Genomic DNA, 19,208 nt, shown 5'->3' on the forward strand with positions numbered 1-19,208 from the left:
TTATGGAGTTCGGTCTTTATTGAAAATAATTCTCAAGGTGTCTACTTTTTAGACACTTTGAGGTTCCTGCAATATTAATTACTTATCTTTGTTTTTTGTCAAGTCATAGAGGATAACTGGAAATAGAAATAAGTCCGTAAGAAGCGCCACCATGAGACCAAGACTCATCAGAAGACCTAGGTTTTGGTTTGGTACAAAACCTGCCAGAATAAATGAGCTAAAACTAACTGATAAAATTAGCGTTGTAATAATTAAGGATGGAGCTGTTTTTTCAAAAAGTTCAATGAGAGAATCTTTGGCATTTTTGCCTTCACCTCTAATTCTAAGGAAGTTACTTGCAATGTGAATAGAGTCATCGACAGCAATTCCTAAAACAATTGATGCGATAACGGCACTTCCAATATCAAGAGGGCGACCAGTCAACTTTAAGATAAGTCCTGTTGCAAGAACTGGAATTAGATTTGGAATAAGTCCTACGATGCCAATCGTAATAGATTTTAAAAATATACTTAGAATAACTGAAATAATAACGAGGGCCATGGAAAGTGAGATAATAAATGAATGAACGACTTTCTCATTGATTGACTGCCACAAGTATCTTTTTCCAGTTACTGCAAGATTTAAATCAAAATCCTTCGCAAGAACATTAATTTCTCTGATCATTTTCATTGTTGATTTTGAATCTTGATTCTTCATTAAAGCACTTAAACGCAGCTTACTTCCTTCAATGTTAAGCTTGTCATTTAAAGATTCACCCTCTGGTATACTTAGATTATAAAGAAAGAGATATTGAGATATTTCTTCATTTGTGTCCGGTAATTTTCGATATTCCAATTTGTTGGCATGAAGCACTTGGTTCATTCGTTTTACAATGTCGACAACTGATACTGTTTTTGTAATGTCTGGAAATTCTGATCTTAACTTCTCAGAGAATGCATCAATTCTTTTTAAAAATTCATGATTTTTAACGCCATTTTCAACCCCTGTGTCAACGGTCATCTCTAAAGAGAAGATTCCTCCAACATTATTTTCGACATATTCAAGATCTGAGGCCACATGATATTTTTCACTGAAGTATTTTAATGGATCTGAATTTACATCAAGTTGAGTTGCCATATAAACTGAAAAAATAGAAAAAACTGCAAATGAGAAGTAGACCACATGCTTGTATGTGATCAAGTGATTCACGAACTTCTTATAATCAATTGGAAAGCTTACTTCTTTCAATTTACTGTTTTTCTGGTTCTTGAAAAATAGAATAATCATCGGTGCTAAAAAGAGGTATGTGTAAAACCAAGCTACAACGGTACCTATTCCTGCAATCGCTCCAAGATCATTAATATTTTTTATGTCAGCACTCATGAAGCTAAAAAAACCAAACATTGTTGTTAATGTTGTGATTATTGTTGGAAGAAAATTCTTTTTAAGCGCCTTTGACATCGTTACATCACTTTTGATACCTGCCTTATTAAAGAGGTAGAAGGTAGATACAATGTGAATAGCGTCGGCTAGACCTATGGCCATGATAAATTCAGGTGCAATTGCAGTGAGATTATGAATAGGAATTTCTAGGTACCCACAAAATGACATCATCGTAATAATAGTCAATATAATCGTAAACATTGAGAGTGCGACAATCTTGATACTTCTAAACTGAAAGAAGATAAAGCAAATCATGATCGCTAGCAGTAATGGAAAAAGGACTTTCAAGTCATCAACTGCTGAGTCTTTAAAAACAGATGTAATAACAGAGTTTCCAGTAAGTTTTATCGTTATACCTTTTGGAGGAGGGTTACTTTCAAGTAGCCCATTCAATTCTCCAACTGTCTGCTTTGAATGTATCTCTTCACCAGGGAGGGCTCGAACTTTAACATAGATAAGTGCAACTTTCTTAGTTGGCCCAATAAACCTCATCATAATATCTTGGTCATTAGCTCTTTCTTTCAATTGAGCAATCGTCTGAGCATTAACTTCTACGTCAATATCCAGCATTGGGCTAATGTTGATTTCATCATCAGTTGAGTCAACCCAGTTATGAGAGGTGAGAGACTCGGCCTTGGCACTGTGGGGAAGTAGGCCCGCCTTTAGTGTGAGTGTTCTTATATATTCGAGTGTCTCTTTGTTAAAAATACCGTCTTCATTAGTAACAACTATTACTGTAGATTCACTGCTTCCAAATTCTTTTTCAAATAAATCGATCTGATGGAGTAAAGGGTCATCCTCTTGAAACCATACTCGATAACTGAAATTCGTCTTCGCACTCATTAATCCAGGAATTGATAAGAGAACACAGAATAACGAGATGAGAACTGTTAGTTTTGGTTTAAGGCAGATAAAGTTTATTAGTTTATTCATTCATTACCGCTTTTGGTGAGAGAAGTTCTTTTGAACTTATAGCAAAAATTCTAAAAATATTTATTACTGCGTAAATTAGTGCGCAAGAGACTAGGAGCTCTTTTGTATTAACTTTGTCTCCAAGGATTGAGATAATTGCAGAAGCTGAAATATTTGTAAGTGTAAAGATAAAGTCGAGCAGGGCATTTGTTCGCGATATGTATCCTTTAGCAACGTAGTGTGAAAGATAGCTGAATTGAGAAGGGACTCGTATAAAAAATAATACTCCCCAAAAATAGAAAACAGTTTGTGAGACGTGATAACTGATTCCAAGGGCCCAGACTAGAAGAAAGATCGGCTCAATGAAGCTTGTAAAGTACAGAACTTTTCCAAGTCCAAATTTAGAAATTACTTTCTTGTTTAAGAGTGCTCCAGTTAGCCCACCTAGTCCAAAGATTAACATGGCGACACCATATTCCTTTTCTCCTTTACCAAGTACATCGTGCATAAATGGAAGAATGAGTGGAATGACGATACCGGAAAAGATACCAACTAGTGCATGGCGCTCATAAAGACCTCTAAGATCAAATCTTTTTCTTACATAGGAAATTCCATCTTGAATGTCTTTGATGAAAGAGTGGTGCTCGAATTTTTTAAAATGATCAATTTTTATTAGCATAAATAAAGCTGGAGCAATGATAAATGTAGATATATCAAAGTAGACGAGATTATCAATTGATTTGAAATAACTGTAACCCCAAGTTCCGATTAGCGGACCTAGAATATGAACGAGAGCATAACTTGCGCTAAATATATTATTGGCCTTTGCCACATTCTCGACAGGGATTATGTCATTAATAAATGCTCTTTTACATGGTGTTGAAATCCCAGCAAAGATTGTTTTGAGTCCATGAGTCAGCAGAAGTGCCCAAATATTATTTGTGAGTAAGAAAACTATAGAGAGGGGAATTCTAATGACCTCACAAAGCGTTAGAAGATTTCTGCGATTACTTCTCTCTCCAACAGGTCCTGCTGTAATATTTCCAAGTAGCATTCCTGTCACAAAGAATAACTGTGTGAGGCCCATAAAAGATTTATTATGCCCAGAGATGTCATAAATATAGGCCATGAATGCAAAGTTAAATGCATAGGAGCCAAGTGCTGAAATGACTGTGGCCACCATTAAAAAGGTGAAATTCATTTGATAATTTTTCATAGCTAAATTATGACCCAGCTTTGCTCTCTAGGCCAAGCGGCAACACTTTACAGCTATAATTATTTATGGAATTTGAGATGAATTAAAGACAGTAGTGGCCGGCGACTCCGGCCTTCAGAGTGGGATGATAAATTAGATAATACCTAACTTCTCATTAACTTCAGCTTGCGAAAATTCCCCTCTGCTTACTGCAGACTGAACAACCATAAGCGCTTTTTGGTATTCTAGTCTTTCACCTGCATTAACAAGAGATAGATCGATATGTTTTTGGTTTTCAATTGTTGAGTATTTTACTGCGTTTCTTAGTAACTGAATCGCTTCATCAAATGATTTAACATTAGACATGGTAGTTCTCCTTCAAATTCTTTTAGCTATTTTAAACGAGGAAAGAAAGTTTGACCATCATTTCTTAAATTAATAACTCGGCATGTCTAAAAAAAAATTGGCCAAATACATGACAACACATATTTTTTTACGTTAAACTATTTTGGTTTGGTATTTTAATACACATATAAGAGACAAACTACTACTAAAGGATTGGTATTATGGTTAAATGGATTTTGTTAATTTCAGCACTTTTCTCAGGGAATGTTATGGCCCAAGAGAATTTCCAAGTTATCGTTAACGATATCTTCGGAGCAATCAATGGAGCATATGCACCATTTCTATTTTGGGAAGTTCCCTTTATTAAGCTTCCACTTATTTTATTCATTATGGTTTCAGGTGGTATCTTCTTCACGTTTAGATATGGCTTTGTAAACATTAGACTCTTTAAACACGGAATAGATGTTGTTCGTGGAAAATATGACGATCCTGAACATGAGGGAGATATTTCTCATTTCCAGGCCCTTACTTCTGCGCTCTCTGCTACTGTTGGTCTTGGTAATATTGCCGGTGTTGCTGTTGCAATTGGTGCCGGTGGTCCAGGTGCAGTGTTTTGGCTATGGGTTGTCGCTTTCTTTGGAATGTCGATGAAGTTCAGCTCTTGTACATTCGCACAATTTTATAGAATTAAAGACTCTAATGGAAATATTCTTGGTGGACCAATGGTTTACCTGACAGAAGGTTTAAAGGAGAGAGGTTTCTCAAAACTAGCTAAAGTTTTTGGTATCTTCTTTTCTTTCGCTACAATTCTTGCATCATTTGGAGGAGGGAACCTTTTTCAAGCAAACCAAACTTTTGAAATTATCAAGTCTCAATATCCTGGAGCGAATCCATGGGTTGTTGGAGTTACTCTTGCCTTCCTTGCTGGAGTCGTTCTCATTGGTGGTATCAAAAGAATCGGTGAAGTAACTTCTAAGCTTGTTCCACTTATGTGTGGTTTCTTCGTTATTAGTTGTCTAGCAATTATTTTTTCAAATATTTCTATGGTTCCAGAAATGTTTGTTTCAATCTTTAGAGAAGCCTTTTCTCCAGATGCTATTTATGGTGGTTTTCTTGGTGTACTTATTCAAGGTGTAAAGCGTGCTTCATTTTCAAATGAAGCGGGGCTTGGATCGGCAGCGATTGCTCATGCAGCTGCAAAAACAGATGAGCCAGTAAGAGAAGGTGTTGTTGCTATGCTTGGTCCAGTTATTGACACGCATATCGTTTGTACAATGACTGCTCTTACAATTCTAATTACTGGTGCTCACTTACAACCAGAGCTAGTAGGTAAGGGAGTTGAGATTACTTCATACGCATTTGGAACACTTGGTTCTTTTATGCCAAAACTTCTTTTAGTAGCAATTTGCGTATTTGCTTATTCAACAGTTATTTCGTGGTCATACTATGGAGAGAGAGCAACAGAGTACCTTTTTGGGAAAACTCTTGGACACAATGCTATTCGAATCTATAGATTATGTTATGTATTCATCATTATTCTTGGGCCGGTATTAAGTATTGGTAACGTTGTTGATTTTGCAGACCTTATGCTTCTTTCAATGGCATTCCCGAATATTCTTGGTATGATATATTTAAGTAAGTTAGTTAAAGATAAGACTGATGATTACTTTAAGAGATATAAATCAGGTTCAATGAAAATTTATAAATAAAAAGGTGGGCCCAAGAAATTGGGCCTTTTTTATATGCTAGAACAAATTAAAATAATTTTTGAAAATCATGACTTTCTAGTGATCTCTAAGCCAGCCGAACTTAGCTATCATGGGGATGGGCTACATGAGTTTCTGCGTAAGCAAACGAATGGTGATATTTTTGGTGTCCATCGTCTCGACAAGGTTACTTCTGGGATTTTGATTTTTGCAAAAAACTCTGAGATGGCCGCAGTTCTTTCAAAGAAATTTGAAAGTAAGGAGATGAAAAAAATCTATATCGCAATGTCAGATAAGAGACCTTCAAAAAAACAGGGTCTAATCAGAGGTGATATGGAAAAAAGTCGTGATGGTAGTTATAAACTAACTAGAACCTTATATAATCCTGCGATCACAAAGTTTGAGACTAGACAGGCCCAGCAAGATGGGCTGAGAATGTTCATTCTTTACCCTCAAACGGGAAGAACTCATCAGCTTCGAGTCGCGATGAAGTCCTTAGGTAGCCCAATTCTGGGTGATAAACGCTATGGAGGTAGTGATAGTGACCGAACATATCTTCATGCTTTTGAACTTTCATTTGAACTAAACGGAGAGGAGTTCTCATTTAAAGTACTACCTACTGGGAAGCACTGGCCTTCTGATTTATAAGATCATTTGTTTCAAGGAAATCCCAGATTGGTGCCGCAGCATCAATGTCATTATAGATTTGTAGGATTTTCCCTTGGGCAAAAACCTTTCTTTCACTAAGAAAGCGATCAAGTGAACCTTGCTTTCCTATTTCGATCTTAGGAGGAAGAAGTCTTGCACTTCCTTTTCTCATGTAGGAATAATTTAGTGCTTTTGACGCTAATGTTGCTTCAAGTTTATCAAGAAATCTGTTTGCATCAACTTCGTTATGGGAAAATTCAAAGTACCATCGATAACCTTTTTTCTGTGATTCGTTTTCATATGCACTTAAAAAGAAATTAGAGACCTGTAAGGACTCTTCCTTGGCAACCAGATCAATAATTTTGTGAATATCTTCTAGTTTAATTCTTTCCGCACCACCAATTGTGACATCCTCTTTTTCTCTTCCAAGTATTCTTATGATTGGAGGATTATGCTCTAGAAGCTCAATCGCATCACCAACGTTGTAATTAATGAGACCGGCATAAGTAGTGAAAAGAATGCGATAGCGCTTTCCTTTTTCTAATTCAGTAATTGTAAGCTTTGGAGAGTCTAGAGAACTCCCTACTTCTTGAAAGAGAAAAACAGACATGTCCAGATCGACTAAAAGCTTTCCTTCTTCCTTATATTGAAATGCAACTGCAGACTCCGTTGCAGAGTAGACTTCGAAAGTTGGAATATCTCCGATAATTTCTTTAATACGTTGACGGTAATTTCTAAGAGGAGAACCTGACCAGATATAAATTTTGAAGTTCTTCCAAATATCTGTGATTCTTTCCTTATCTCCAAGCATTGCTTCAAGAATGGGAATTGCAAATGATGGCGGAGAACTAAAACCATGTATGTCTTTATGAAGAACTTCTTCTTTAATTCTACTTATCTTCTCATTTGTGTCACTTATTTTTAATATATCAATTGACGGATAAACTCCCTTGCGTGAAAAGCTTGGTGCCAATTTTGTCATGATTCCTGTGGCCATGCCAATTGTCACACCATCATTTTCTTCAGTGACAAGAGTTGCTGGATTCACGAGTAGGCCTTTATCTAGAATGTTGAAGTCATTAATATACTCACAACTATGGGCCGCTGTTTTTAGCTGAAAATTTTGAAATGATTTAATTAACTTTTTTGGGTAGGGAATATACTTGTGTGCACCCGTTGAACCACCTGTTTGGGCGATATATTTAATTTTGTCTCGGGTTATAATTCCTGGCCGATTATTCTTTTTAATTTCATCAATAAATGGTTTTAAAATCGTGGCGTCCGTAACCGGAAATCTTTTTAAATCTTCGAGACTCTTGATTTTGTCGAGCCTAAACTCTTTTTCAAAAAGAGTTCCTTTGAAGTAGGAGAAAATATCTTTACAAAGTTTTTCTTGAACTTGAAGAGGCCTTTGTGTGAAGGCCTCTATTCTTTTATTCTTTTTCTTGTTTATGTATTTTAAATACCAAGATTTGATACTCATTTATTCGATCTTTCCCATGCCTCTTGTATGCAAGCCGCGATTTTCTCTTTCCCATCAGGCATTTTTGCACATTTAAGGGGAGAAGATGGTCTCTTTGGAGAGTAAGCAAAATTTATCATATAAGTACCAGTCTCAAAATCATATGATGGTATAATGATAAATCCACCATTGCTGTCATCATTCTTATGCATACGGTACACGATTTTTGTCACAAGGTGACCAACCACTGCTCCAGCAAGAACATCTGTTGCCCAGTGTTTCTTATCATGCATTCTAGCATAAGCCGTCATTGATGCAACTCCGTAGGCAACATATGGAACCCATGCATGATCTTCTTTATAGACTTCAGAGATAACAGTTGCGAGAGAAAATGCTCCCGATGTATGCCCTGAGAAAAATGAGTTATTTCCCTCATATCCAAATTTATATGGACCGGCTTCTTGGTTTGGTCTCTTTCTGTCAAAACTCTTCTTGAAACCTTCTGTAACAAGTTGTGTTGCAAGTCCAGCTGTAACAGTGATAAGTCCAACATCCTTCATTTTCCCATCTTTAAATACAACCCCTAGAAAGTAAGAGCCAAGTGCAATTGGTGGAATTAATTCTTTACCAAACAAGTTTGCTACATCAGCAATTTCTTGTGTTTTTTCTGTTTTAGTATCTTGGATATAATCCATGATTTCTTGATCATTATGAAAAGCTACTAAACCTAAGCTTGTAGTTGCTGCTAGCATAAGCAGTTCAGAGTTTGAAAGACCAAGTGGAATGAAATATTTCTTTCCTGTTTTATCATTTGACTGATCGACCATGTCTCTAAGAGTTGAAGATTCAATATATCTCCCTCGAATGTCACTTAGTGAGAGAACTTGTTTTTTTCCGGTTACAACATCTTGTGCTTCTACTTGTTCTTCTGTACAGCCTTCAATTGTATTTTTACACGCGAAGAGATCATCTAACATTCGTTTGCTGCTAGATCTAAAATCAATTGAATTTTCGTCAACAGTTACACATCCTTCTAGTCTCCATTCGCACTTCTGTTCGAGATAGTTACTAGATGAGCTCGAAAAAAAGAAATCGTCTGTTGCATTCGAATTTAATGGGCCAAGAACACTTGCAAATAGCATTAGTGATAGGCCTATAGATTTCTTCATGCGTCTCTCCTCGTTAAATTATTTTGATTTAATTTATAGTGAATTTGTTCATGTCGCAATGCATCATGTAAAAATAACAAATAATTTTTCTTAACAGATCTCAATAAATTAAGAAGGTTACGATTTTTTTTCTTTTCTTTAAACTTAGTTAGATTTTGTAACTAGTTAATATAGCGAATGATCAATAATTCTCAGATAAAAGCTTAAATATATATTAACCATTGTTTTGTTGAGAATAAGAAAAAATAAGCGATCATATATTTAAGAAAATGCTCAAGGAGATTAGCATGAAAAAAGAATTACAAGTAAGTTTAGAACAATTAACAAAATATCGATCACTCATTGATACTGAAAGTCTTTTCGATGGGGAGTCTCTTTACGTAAATAAAGGGCTTGATAATAAAATTTCAATTTATAGTACAGATGGTAGTGAGTTAATGCTTTTTGAAAACGCAGCAGAGTTTGAATTACATGTTGGTGTCGAATTTGAAAGTATTGGAGACTATCAATTGGTTTATCACCAAAGTGAAGAAGGGCAGCAGATTTCACTGCTGCCAGTTATGATCTCACCAAACTTTGCGAGACTTGATTCATAGATTTAATAAAGAAGACTATCTTTTCTAATTTTTAAAAAGTCAGCACTTCCATTTATTTCTATGTTTCTTAATTTATCCATCGTTTGATTATTTTCAACCCAAAGGCGAATGGAGTCACTTCCGTTGATTAAGTCAATTGGAAGTTTTTCATATTCATATTCATAGGCCTTCTTAGACCATTCGAACTTATCTTTTAGGTGGTGATATAATTCACGACAAAGAAATTGTCCTAGTTGCCAAGAGCGAAACTCCAATGGATTTGTGACGTGGATATGAATTCCTCCACAGGCCGTTCCTGCGTGTTTTTGGAATGTTGGCATAAACACAGTAGGTCTTAACTTGAACCCTTCAAAATCCATTTCTTCGAGTTTAGGAGCAATCTCTTCGTAGAAGCTATAAGGTTCAATTGCTGGATGTCCGATCACTTCTAAACTTCTCGTTGTTCCTCGTCCTTCTGAAATATTCGTTCCTTCATAAAGAACAGTCCCACAAAATGTGATTGCTCCATCCGCTGTTGGAAGGTTTGGAGATGGGTTTAACCAGTGAAGTCCAGTGTCTTTCCAAAACATTGATCGCTTCCAGTTATCCATTGTGACAACGTGAAGATCAATGTCGAGCTGGAACTTATTTTTAGCGAAGTTTGCTACTTCTCCCATTGTCATACCGTGACGTTGAGGAATCTCCATGCAGCCCACAAATGATTCGTAGTTCTTATCAAGAACATTACCTTCAATCAATTCTCCACCCACTGGGTTTGGGCGATCAAGGATGATAACTCTAATTCCTTTGGGTCCACATTTTTTGAGGATGTATGTCATGGTTGTAATATAGGTATAAACGCGTGTTCCTACATCTTGTAGATCAATAACAAATGTATCAACACCTTCAAGCATTTTATCTGTTGGTTCACGCGTCTCACTATAAAGTGAGTACACCGGGAGTTTGAAGTAGGGATGTGTGTAGTGATCAGTTTCAATCATATTATCTTGAACATCACTCACAAAGCCATGTTGTGGGCCGAAGAGTTTTACAAATCTGTTCCCAAAGATTTCTTTAAAAATTTGAACAGAAGAATTAAGCTCTTGGTCAACGCTTGCAGAGTGGCATAAGAGAGCAATATTGCCCTTAAATAATGATTGTATATTCTTGTCTGATTTTAGTTTTTCTATAGCTATTTTTGTCATTAAAATATTTTGAAGTATTTAATTTTAGAAGTAAAGATTATTCAAAGTTTGATCTGCGTCAACGGGATTTGATGGTGGCCATTTCTTAATCAATTTCGCTATAATTAAGTTATCACACACGGAGAATTTACATGAAGCAATACCACGATTTAATGAAACATGTTTTAGAAAACGGTCAAACAAAAGAAGATCGTACAGGGACTGGAACTTATTCAGTTTTTGGGTATCAAGCAAGATATAACCTTGAAGAAGGATTTCCTCTTGTGACAACTAAGAAGTGTCATCTTCGTTCAATCATTCATGAACTTCTGTGGTTTATTAATGGCGATACAAATATTAAATACCTTAAAGATAATAAAGTTAGTATCTGGGATGAGTGGGCCGATGAAAATGGTGATCTTGGTCCTGTGTATGGTTACCAGTGGAGACATTGGAAACGCCCAGATGGTTCTGAGGTTGATCAAGTCGCAAAACTCGTGGAAGGATTAAAAAATAATCCGGATTCTCGTCGTCACATTTTAACAGCATGGAACCCTGCTGATGTCGATGATATGGCACTTCCTCCATGTCATGCTTTCGTTCAATTCTATGTTAGTGGAGATAAGAAACTTTCTTGTCAACTTTATCAAAGAAGTGCTGATATTTTCTTGGGGGTTCCATTTAATATTGCTTCTTATGCTTTATTTACAATGATGTTGGCCCAAGTCTGTGATCTTGGTCTTGGTGACTTTGTTCACACTATGGGAGACGCACATCTTTACTCAAATCACATTGATCAAGCGAAACTTCAATTATCTCGTAAACCATTTCCTCTGCCACAGATGAAGATTAACCCGGAAGTTAAATCAATCTTTGATTTTAAATTTGAAGATTTTGAACTTGTTGGTTATGAGGCCCATCCACATATCAAGGCCGAGGTTGCAGTTTAATGCTTCTTTCAATGATTGCAGCTTACGGCAAAAACCGTGAGCTTGGACTCGATAATAAGCTTCTTTGGCACCTGCCTGCTGATATGAAGAACTTTGTTCGACTAACAAAGGGTAAGGCCATTGTTGTAGGAAGAAAAACATTTGAATCATTCAAAGGACCTCTTCCAAAACGCATTAATATTATTTTAACAACAAATAAGTCTTACCATTATGAGCATGAGAATGTTCGTATCGTTCACTCTGTTGAAGAATGTTTAAAACTAATTGAAGAACTCAAGCTTGAGGAGACTGTAATTTGTGGCGGAGCAGAGATTTATAAGATCTTCTTACCACTAATTAAACGTTTTTACCTTTCGATTGTAGATTGGGAAGGCAAGGCCGATACTTTCTTTCCTGAGTTTGATATGAGTGACTTTAAAATTCTTGAAGAAGTGAATCATGCAAAAGATGAAGAAAACCTCGCATGGAGGTTTCTTGATCTTGAAAAAGTTTAGAGAAGTTCAATTCCAAACTCAGTCAGGGCCTTTGATAGACTAATGAGTGGAAGGCCAATGATTGCTGAGTGATCAGGGCAATCAATCTTATCAAAGAGTGCAATCCCAAGTGTTTCTAATTTATAAGAGCCACAACTATGAAGGGGTTGATCGCGTTTTACATAATTTGTTATTTGTTTCTGGGTAAGAGCTTTCATTGTCATGGAACTTACAACGCTCTCTACGATCTGCTTGTCCTTGGATACAAGTGCATAGCTGGTGATTAGCTTATGGGTTTTTCCTTGTAGTTTAGAAAGTTGTTCGATGGCCTTCTCTTCAGTTTTTGGCTTAGAAAATATTTGACCTTCGAAGTCTAGAACTTGATCTGCGCCAATGATAATGGCATCTGGATATTGTTGAAGAATGACCTGAGCTTTAGCAAGACTGAGCTCTCTTGAGATTTCATACGGTGAGTGATCAGAGTTTTTAATTTTATCTTCATCAAGCTCAGGTGATACAGAATCAAAGGTAATACCAAATTGTTTTAGTTGGTTTTGTCTAAATATTGATGAACTTCCTAATATTAGTTTCATAATTTCTCCTTGAATCTTAATTATTACCTGATTTTTGGCGATAAATAAAGAAAGGAGATACCTATGTCTAAAACTGAATTTCCATATTTACACGGTTTTGATACCACTGAACAAAATAGGCTTAGAAAGCAGGCCGAGTTTACAGAACATACGGTTTATAAAGACATTAACTTATCACAAGTAAAAAAATTAATTGAGGTTGGCTCTGGAGTAGGTGCCCAAACGGAAATTCTTCTAAGACGTTTTCCTAAAATTAATATTGATTGTATTGATCTTTCAACAAACCAACTCGAGGCCGCAGAGCAATCTCTTGCCAAGTGCGCCTACGCCAAGGATCGTTATACACTTCACCATATGAATGCTACAGATATGGAGTTTGAAACAGCATCTTTTGATGGTGCTTTTCTTTGTTGGATTCTTGAGCACGTCCCAGATCCTGGGAAGGTTCTAAGTGAAGTTCGAAGAGTTCTTAGACCTGGTTCTGTTATTTATATAACCGAGGTTTTAAATTCAAGTTTCTTTCTTGAACCATACTCACCAAATGTGTGGAAATATTGGATGGCCTTTAATGATTATCAATATGATATGAAAGGAGATCCTTTCATCGGTGCAAAGCTTGGCAATATTCTGATGCAACAAGGTTACCGCGATATCAAGGTGACGACAAAGACATGGCATCTTGATAACAGAAGGCCAGGAAAGAGAAAAGAGTTCATTGAGTTTTGGACAGACTTGCTACTTTCCGCAAGCGACCAACTTGTTAAGGATAAGTATGTCGACGAAGAGACTGTCAAAAAAGCTACTGAAGAACTTAAGACAGTGAGAAATGACCCCAACGCGGTCTTCTATTACTCATTCATTCAGGCAAAAGCAAAGGCCTTTTAGTGCGAAAAAGCGTCATAATTTTTTGTACATTATTATTCAATCTGATGGCCATTAAAATTTCTGATGGCCTGGAACTTTCGAATCGAATGCCTGCTTCAGAGGAAAAGGTCTATAAGAACTCTTGTACTCAAGGTATTAAATCTTTCTTTTCAAGAAATGATTTTAGCATTACTAAGTATGAAGATTATTATGCAAAAATAAACGTTAGTAATGAAGTTCTTGAGTTTGACAGTATTGAACATTATGTTGCTTATATTGATAAGAAAGTTGAGAGTTCTAATATCTCCCTTGCTGAGTTTCTTTTGACAAGAGTCAAATCAAAGAAGCTTACTCAGTTTTTTATTAATTCTTCAAGGCCAGATAAGTTTTATAGCTTTCTATTCGATGGAATATTTGAAGAGTTGATTTTAAGTTCGATAAAAATCAAATATATTCCTAAAAGTAAGGAGTTTGCACTTAAAAAGCTGATCATAGAGAAGATGGCAGATGAGGCCTTAGTAAAGCTTAATAGTAATTCTTCTTCGACTTGGGCGAGGTTTGCCAATTCTAAATTTGTAAGCAACTCTCTCGAACTTGTTTCCTATCTTCCACTTGCCTTTGGAATGCCGCCTTTGAAAATACCACATTTTTTATTAGGGAATGAGAAAGAACTATTAAAGGCAAAAAATCTTGATGAACTTGAAAAGATGTTCCTTGAGCTATCGCAAGAAGATCGAGACCTCCTTACAGTAAAGAAAGGTTATGATGTTTTTAGAAGATATTATGCAGTGATGATTGCTGGATATTATTCTTATGTGACGGCCGTCGAAGTTGTTGAAGTTAATAAGAATGAGGATCTCTTAGTTAGTATGAATGAAAGTGTTGATGAGGCAATCACAGACTTAAAAGAGATGTCGTCGCCTAGTTGTAAAAGTATCTATCGCTGCCTGGACGAGTACCGACTTGACTGGGATGGGCAGGGTGAAGATGTATATTTAGAGTATAAAAATGTTTGTAAAGACGTATATTCGGTAAGTGAAGACTGTTAAAAATCTATACACACCTGTAAAGATTACTCCAAAAAGAGAATTCTTAGATAAAATTTATATAATACTCACATTAACTTCAAATAATGTGGGTCTTTTACATGTTATCAAAAAAGATAAAATTCTTTATTGCTATTTTCGTTTCACTTATCAGCTTAGCGAGTGGAGTACATGAACTCGACTATAAACTTAATAATGCTTATGTATCGTATTATAAATCAATATATCACTTTATAAACCTAGCTAATAGTTCTGAGAAATTCTACTTCGAAGACTATCAACGAGATGAAATCTTAAAGATAACGTCGAGGTTTATTACAGAACTTGACCAGGCCGTTCCTGATCATGAAGATCTCGGGCGCGATCGTAATATTTATTCAAAAAAGAATAAAAGCTTCGTTCTTAATAAAATTATTTACTTTAAGTGGTTATCACGTTTTATTGAAACGTCAATGAGTGGTGGGAATGCTCTTGTGGCAGTTGTAGGTGAAGATAGCAAGAGATTTAAAAAACTAGTAAAAGCTGTGTTAAGACAAGGTTCCCAAGTAAGAAATCCTAGTAGAAATCACGATAGTCGCTTTAAAAATAATCTTCGAATAATTGATATGTATAATGATGTTGATAAGTTGATAAAGACTCATAAGCTTAAATCTTTTGAAGCAGAGCTTGTTGCCCAATCGCTTTCTGAGCTCATTGAAAGTTTGTCATCAATTAGAGAGATCTCAAAAGATATAAACTACAAAGTTGGAAGTTATTCAATTTTATATCATCTCAAGGTTTTTCTTCTAAAGGCCGCAAGCTTTATTGCTCTTCCTGGAGAGCATAAAATTTCTTCAAATACTTTGAATCAAATTGATGAAGAATTATTACCTGGCGATATCGGTGTTATCCAACGTTATAATAAATTATCAAATATTGTTTTTAAGGGGAATTGGACTCACTCTTTGATGTATCTTGGAAGGTTTTCAAAGTTTCAAAACTACTTCGATAACGATATTAAAACACGCGTCTTCTATTTCCAAAGGTGTATTTCTGAAGATCTTCAGTGTAATGATTATATATCTTACCTTGAATTAAAATTCCCTGATGCCATGAAAAAGTTTATAGATGGAGAGTATCTAAAAGATCCAATTATGACTATCGAGTCCTTGAAGCCTGGAGTAATTCTTTTTAATCAGAAAAAAAGTATGGGTTGGGATAATTTAGCTTTGTTTAGACCTCGCTTGTCTACTTTGGATAAGGCGCGTGCTATAGAAGCTGCATTTAGTAAGCTTGGTGCGCCATATGACTACAATTTTAATGGACAAACCAATGATAGATTAGTTTGTACAGAGTTAATCAGCTATTCTTATCAGAGCGATCCTCGTATTTTTAAACAAGGAATCTCTTGGGAGATGAACTTTGTAATGAATCATCCTGTAATGTATGCATTTGACATTGTTGAGACTTATTTTAAGAGAAAAGGTAAGTCCAATCAGGAGTTAGACCTTGTTATTTATGTAAAGGGTGAGAAGGGAGAGTTCGGTAAGGCCCGACGTGGTAGTGAGGCAGAGCTTTTAAAAACTGTTGATTTAAAAGATTAGTGTCTAAATAATAGACACTAATATTCATGATAATTAATTGAAATAACACAAATGTCATTGGAATAGATTTTGCAGAATATAACCTACTAACGAGGTTATATGATAAGAAGTTTTATTGTTCTATTCATTTTTTCGAGTCTTTTCTTGAGCTGCCAAAAGGAAGAATCTTCTACAGATTCGATGGCGAACTTTATTGTTGATAATATCTCTGATGCATCGGTAATGCTTGTTAATGATGGTGAGGAATCGTCTGTTAAAGAATTAAAAAACCGTGCTATCTATAATTTTAAAGCATGTCTTAAGGACCCATCTGTTGGACGACCTATTCAAGATCAACAATTCTCAGTGGTCATTTCTGGTGAAAAACAATCTTTAAAAACAGACTATAGTGGATGTCTTAACATTATTACAGCTATTCGTCTTGATAGTTCAATGTGTGAAAAAATTTATGACTATAACTTAGAAATCGAAGGACTTGATCTATATTTTGGCAAGAAAATTATTGAGTTAAGTCTAAATCCATATGCTCAAAGTACTAAGTCTCTTATTGATAAGCGTTACAGTAATATCGCTGTTGATTCTAGTTCATGTGAAGATGTAGGAATTGAGATTGTTGATACAATTGTTGAAAATATCCAAACAACAAAAGGTTTAAAATTTCGTTTAGCTCATAGCCCTGTTTATCGTCAAAGTCTTCTTGATGGTACTACTAAGTTCATTCCTATCAAAAGTGATGCTGTTTTCAATACGAAATATCACTTACTAGCTTTTGTAAATGGTGAAGCAGTTCTTGTAGACACCGTAAGTTCGGATGTACTCTTGAAATCGGGAAAGCTTGAAGATGTTGTTAGCTTTAAAATGTTACCAAAAAGTATTTCAGATATTGATCATTTTGAAATCCAATATACTGTAAAGTCAAAAGATGAAAAATTTGAAGATCAGTTCTATTCAATCTCATCTCGTGACATTACCTTTAAATCACGTGAGCCACTGGTTAAAATCGATGAACTTTCAGAATATATTTCAATTCCTACAGAGGGAGTCGACCTTACAAAGAATGTTGATGTGAGAGAGCTTTCTGTAAAGTCAGTTGTCGATGAAAATGCAACAGTGTTGAGTGATCAGAGAGCAAAGAAAGTAGAGATGTCTTCTTGTTTCTATGATAGAAACTCTGGAAGTGATTATTACAATTATGTAAATAAAGAATTCAAGATCTCTGCAGATAAAAAAGATCTACGTATTGTTGTTGGTTCTCCTTCTACTGATGAGAAAGGATGTTTTACTTTTTCAGTAGTTAGAAACTATGAAATGTTTAAGGGTTCTAAGTGGATTGATTATAACCTGAATTTTACTGTTAATAATGAAACTGTTTCAATTCCTATGTCTATTAATCCTTGGCTGTCGAATTCTGTCGTGAGAGATCTTAGAAGAAATCAAGTGACGGATACTACAGAAATCTCTGGAACTAACTCACTAGTTATCGATGAAATCAAATATGGACAATTAAGTAACGATGAGAACGAGTTTTATGTGAATCGTTTTGCTCAGCTATTTTTTGAAAAACGCTATTATATAAAATTCAATCCACGTGTTTTACTTGAAAATGGTCAAGGGCATATTGCTTCCCCAAAGGCATTAAACTTTGGTAAGCTAAAAATTAACCTCCAATTACTTGTTGGTAAGGAAGCTAGTACTAAAGACTCAAAAGAAATTGATTTATCTGGATTCAAAGTCATAACTGCAACAACTCTTGAGAATACTATTGAAGAGTCTGGAACATTTTTCACAAAATTTAATCTACCAATTGAAGTTTCAGATGCCCTTTATCTTGCAGTAAAGTCATACTTAAAGGTTGAAGTTATTCCAACTGAGAACCTAAATGGACTTGAGAAACAAACGTTCTTAATTGATTTCTTTGGAACTTCGAGTAATGAATCTTCTAAGACCTATTCAAACTTTATCAATTTTGATGAGGCCGAAAACATCCTTGGTGAAAGCTATATTACTGAAAAAAACATTTTTTCAAGAGGGTTACAAGCGAGGACGTCTAAATCATCTCTTGAGCTTTTTAAAGAGCACTTAGCTAATAGCAAAATCAATATTGGAAGTTTTCAAACTATTGAAGATTTTTTAAGCTCCCCTAGAAATAAAAAGGCCGGGATTAATTATTCAAATCTCAGAATTTTAATGCAGGTTGAGGAACAAAAAGTACCTAGAGCAAATAGAATTACAGAAAAACTATGTCTATACGCCTTACCAGATATCAGTGATTACTTCAAAAGAGGAGAGTGTGAGAAAAACCTTTCTCGTTTTGTGACTATCTCTTCTGCTGAACATATTGAAGATATTGTAAAAGTAGGTGAGTACAGCGATCTTGGACTAACTAAGGCGGAGTTTGACAGCAAAGCAGAAGAAAATAATGGAACTATTACAAGAGGCCATGCTTTTATGGCGGCGAAAGGATTTAGAGCTGCACATTCTCGTGGGGAGCATTCTGGGCTTTCTGAGAGTCTTTCTGCAAGTATGTTCTATGATGGTCCGCCAAGCGTTTTCTTTTTCTCGGCAGGGTTAAGTAAGTCGCACGAAGTTTATACAAATGAAGATAATGCAAAAATTCAAATGATGTTGAATAGACATGCTACTTCCCTAAACAGAGTGAATTTGACTTATAATTCAATTGGCGCAAAGTTTCCGGCCTATGTTAAGAGGTGTGTGCTCATTAATGTTGTACATAACCAAGAACTCTCAACACTTGTTTGCGAAAAAGAGTCACGTCGTCGTTTTGTAGATGAAAAATGGTATTTTATTGGTGAAGTTGACGCTAATAAGCATGGTGTACTTACGGATGGAATTCAAGTTGGTGAGCATGCTTATTTAAAAGTTATTCGTGGTGAGAAGAACTTCAGTAAGCTATGGGAAAAGTTTGAAGGGCAGGACGCTAAAACAGTTATTGCGCAAATGGAAGGATTTGAATTAGGTGAAAAGCTTCTTGAATACAAACAAGCAGATGAAGTTAAGCTTGAGTTTGAGATGAATAAGGACAGTAGCTTTCCTGGATTAATTAGAGACTAAAAAAGGGTT

Annotated in this window: 16 protein-coding genes; 9 read left to right on the forward strand and 7 right to left on the reverse strand. The window is 35.6% G+C overall.

Annotated elements, in window-relative coordinates:
- Positions 1-78: 78 nt before the first annotated feature.
- The 3 genes from M900_RS01085 to M900_RS01095 all read right to left on the reverse strand — a co-directional run bounded on the left by M900_RS01085 (position 79) and on the right by M900_RS01095 (position 3,895).
- Complete coding sequence (locus M900_RS01085; RefSeq protein ID WP_021273019.1) at positions 79-2,355, reverse strand: RND family transporter; 2,277 nt, start codon at positions 2,353-2,355, stop codon at positions 79-81.
- Positions 2,348-3,550, reverse strand: coding sequence for an MFS transporter (locus M900_RS01090; protein ID WP_021272967.1), 1,203 nt, complete (start codon positions 3,548-3,550; stop codon positions 2,348-2,350). Before M900_RS01090 ends, M900_RS01085 begins: the two co-directional genes overlap by 8 nt.
- 132 nt (positions 3,551-3,682) lie before the next feature.
- Positions 3,683-3,895 carry a hypothetical protein gene (locus M900_RS01095; protein WP_021272994.1) on the reverse strand — a complete coding sequence of 71 codons (213 nt, stop codon included), beginning with the start codon at positions 3,893-3,895 and terminating at the stop codon, positions 3,683-3,685.
- Between the two features lie 200 nt (positions 3,896-4,095).
- Here M900_RS01095 and M900_RS01100 point away from each other — a divergent pair, with 200 nt between their 5' ends.
- Together M900_RS01100 and M900_RS01105 are read left to right on the forward strand one after the other, a co-directional pair.
- Positions 4,096-5,583, forward strand: coding sequence for a sodium:alanine symporter family protein (locus M900_RS01100; protein ID WP_021272971.1), 1,488 nt, complete (start codon positions 4,096-4,098; stop codon positions 5,581-5,583).
- A 33-nt stretch (positions 5,584-5,616) separates the two neighbouring features.
- A complete protein-coding gene (locus M900_RS01105; RefSeq protein WP_034730697.1) occupies positions 5,617-6,228 on the forward strand; it encodes a TIGR01621 family pseudouridine synthase in 612 nt (203 codons plus the stop codon).
- Here the strand turns inward: M900_RS01105 and M900_RS01110 are convergent.
- Together M900_RS01110 and M900_RS01115 are read right to left on the reverse strand one after the other, a co-directional pair.
- A complete protein-coding gene (locus M900_RS01110) occupies positions 6,197-7,711 on the reverse strand; it encodes a GH3 auxin-responsive promoter family protein (RefSeq protein WP_021273029.1) in 1,515 nt (504 codons plus the stop codon). The genes M900_RS01105 and M900_RS01110 overlap by 32 nt on opposite strands.
- On the reverse strand, positions 7,708-8,859 hold the full coding sequence (locus tag M900_RS01115) for a phosphatase PAP2 family protein (protein WP_021273016.1): 1,152 nt from the start codon (positions 8,857-8,859) through the stop codon (positions 7,708-7,710). The genes M900_RS01110 and M900_RS01115 overlap by 4 nt, the downstream gene beginning before the upstream one ends.
- A 287-nt stretch (positions 8,860-9,146) precedes the next feature.
- Between M900_RS01115 and M900_RS01120 the strand changes: the two genes are divergently transcribed.
- The gene (locus M900_RS01120; protein WP_021272966.1) at positions 9,147-9,455 is read left to right on the forward strand and encodes a hypothetical protein; all 309 of its coding nucleotides are present in this window, start codon (positions 9,147-9,149) and stop codon (positions 9,453-9,455) included.
- Between the two features lie 2 nt (positions 9,456-9,457).
- On the opposite strand, the gene M900_RS01125 is transcribed toward M900_RS01120, so the two are convergent.
- Positions 9,458-10,639, reverse strand: coding sequence for an exo-beta-N-acetylmuramidase NamZ domain-containing protein (locus M900_RS01125; RefSeq protein WP_021273005.1), 1,182 nt, complete (start codon positions 10,637-10,639; stop codon positions 9,458-9,460).
- A gap of 131 nt (positions 10,640-10,770) precedes the next feature.
- Between M900_RS01125 and M900_RS01130 the strand changes: the two genes are divergently transcribed.
- Entirely contained in the window at positions 10,771-11,568 is a 798-nt protein-coding gene (locus tag M900_RS01130) for a thymidylate synthase (protein ID WP_021273000.1), read from the forward strand.
- Positions 11,568-12,062 carry a dihydrofolate reductase gene (locus M900_RS01135; RefSeq protein ID WP_021272963.1) on the forward strand — a complete coding sequence of 165 codons (495 nt, stop codon included), beginning with the start codon at positions 11,568-11,570 and terminating at the stop codon, positions 12,060-12,062. Before M900_RS01130 ends, M900_RS01135 begins: the two co-directional genes overlap by 1 nt.
- Here the strand turns inward: M900_RS01135 and M900_RS01140 are convergent.
- Positions 12,059-12,634, reverse strand: a complete 576-nt coding sequence (locus M900_RS01140) for a nucleoside triphosphate pyrophosphatase (protein ID WP_021272956.1) — start codon at positions 12,632-12,634, stop codon at positions 12,059-12,061. The two genes, M900_RS01135 and M900_RS01140, sit on opposite strands and share 4 nt — an antisense overlap.
- Before the next feature lie 63 nt (positions 12,635-12,697).
- Between M900_RS01140 and M900_RS01145 the strand changes: the two genes are divergently transcribed.
- The 4 genes from M900_RS01145 to M900_RS01160 all read left to right on the forward strand — a co-directional run bounded on the left by M900_RS01145 (position 12,698) and on the right by M900_RS01160 (position 19,199).
- Positions 12,698-13,519 carry a class I SAM-dependent methyltransferase gene (locus tag M900_RS01145; protein ID WP_021272993.1) on the forward strand — a complete coding sequence of 274 codons (822 nt, stop codon included), beginning with the start codon at positions 12,698-12,700 and terminating at the stop codon, positions 13,517-13,519.
- 44 nt (positions 13,520-13,563) lie between these two features.
- The gene (locus tag M900_RS01150) at positions 13,564-14,547 is read left to right on the forward strand and encodes a hypothetical protein (protein ID WP_021272982.1); all 984 of its coding nucleotides are present in this window, start codon (positions 13,564-13,566) and stop codon (positions 14,545-14,547) included.
- Positions 14,548-14,645: 98 nt separating this feature from the next.
- Positions 14,646-16,127: a YiiX/YebB-like N1pC/P60 family cysteine hydrolase gene (locus tag M900_RS01155; RefSeq protein WP_021272952.1), complete on the forward strand. Its 1,482-nt coding sequence runs from the start codon at positions 14,646-14,648 to the stop codon at positions 16,125-16,127.
- Between the two features lie 99 nt (positions 16,128-16,226).
- Positions 16,227-19,199 carry a hypothetical protein gene (locus tag M900_RS01160; protein ID WP_021272978.1) on the forward strand — a complete coding sequence of 991 codons (2,973 nt, stop codon included), beginning with the start codon at positions 16,227-16,229 and terminating at the stop codon, positions 19,197-19,199.
- Positions 19,200-19,208 lie beyond the last annotated feature (9 nt).

The sequence above is a fragment of the Bacteriovorax sp. Seq25_V genome (assembly GCF_000447795.1).
GTDB lineage: Bacteria > Bdellovibrionota > Bacteriovoracia > Bacteriovoracales > Bacteriovoracaceae > Halobacteriovorax_A.

Excerpts from the sequence above, each read along its gene's own strand:
- M900_RS01085 (WP_021273019.1), bottom strand. The coding sequence starts at position 2,355 with ATGAATAAACTAATAAACTTTATCTGCCTTAAACCAAAACTAACAGTT.
- M900_RS01090 (WP_021272967.1), bottom strand. The coding sequence starts at position 3,550 with ATGAAAAATTATCAAATGAATTTCACCTTTTTAATGGTGGCCACAGTC.
- M900_RS01095 (WP_021272994.1), bottom strand. The coding sequence starts at position 3,895 with ATGTCTAATGTTAAATCATTTGATGAAGCGATTCAGTTACTAAGAAAC.
- M900_RS01100 (WP_021272971.1), top strand. The coding sequence starts at position 4,096 with ATGGTTAAATGGATTTTGTTAATTTCAGCACTTTTCTCAGGGAATGTT.
- M900_RS01105 (WP_034730697.1), top strand. The coding sequence starts at position 5,617 with ATGCTAGAACAAATTAAAATAATTTTTGAAAATCATGACTTTCTAGTG.
- M900_RS01110 (WP_021273029.1), bottom strand. The coding sequence starts at position 7,711 with ATGAGTATCAAATCTTGGTATTTAAAATACATAAACAAGAAAAAGAAT.
- M900_RS01115 (WP_021273016.1), bottom strand. The coding sequence starts at position 8,859 with ATGAAGAAATCTATAGGCCTATCACTAATGCTATTTGCAAGTGTTCTT.
- M900_RS01120 (WP_021272966.1), top strand. The coding sequence starts at position 9,147 with ATGAAAAAAGAATTACAAGTAAGTTTAGAACAATTAACAAAATATCGA.
- M900_RS01125 (WP_021273005.1), bottom strand. The coding sequence starts at position 10,639 with ATGACAAAAATAGCTATAGAAAAACTAAAATCAGACAAGAATATACAA.
- M900_RS01130 (WP_021273000.1), top strand. The coding sequence starts at position 10,771 with ATGAAGCAATACCACGATTTAATGAAACATGTTTTAGAAAACGGTCAA.
- M900_RS01135 (WP_021272963.1), top strand. The coding sequence starts at position 11,568 with ATGCTTCTTTCAATGATTGCAGCTTACGGCAAAAACCGTGAGCTTGGA.
- M900_RS01140 (WP_021272956.1), bottom strand. The coding sequence starts at position 12,634 with ATGAAACTAATATTAGGAAGTTCATCAATATTTAGACAAAACCAACTA.
- M900_RS01145 (WP_021272993.1), top strand. The coding sequence starts at position 12,698 with ATGTCTAAAACTGAATTTCCATATTTACACGGTTTTGATACCACTGAA.
- M900_RS01150 (WP_021272982.1), top strand. The coding sequence starts at position 13,564 with ATGGCCATTAAAATTTCTGATGGCCTGGAACTTTCGAATCGAATGCCT.
- M900_RS01155 (WP_021272952.1), top strand. The coding sequence starts at position 14,646 with ATGTTATCAAAAAAGATAAAATTCTTTATTGCTATTTTCGTTTCACTT.
- M900_RS01160 (WP_021272978.1), top strand. The coding sequence starts at position 16,227 with ATGATAAGAAGTTTTATTGTTCTATTCATTTTTTCGAGTCTTTTCTTG.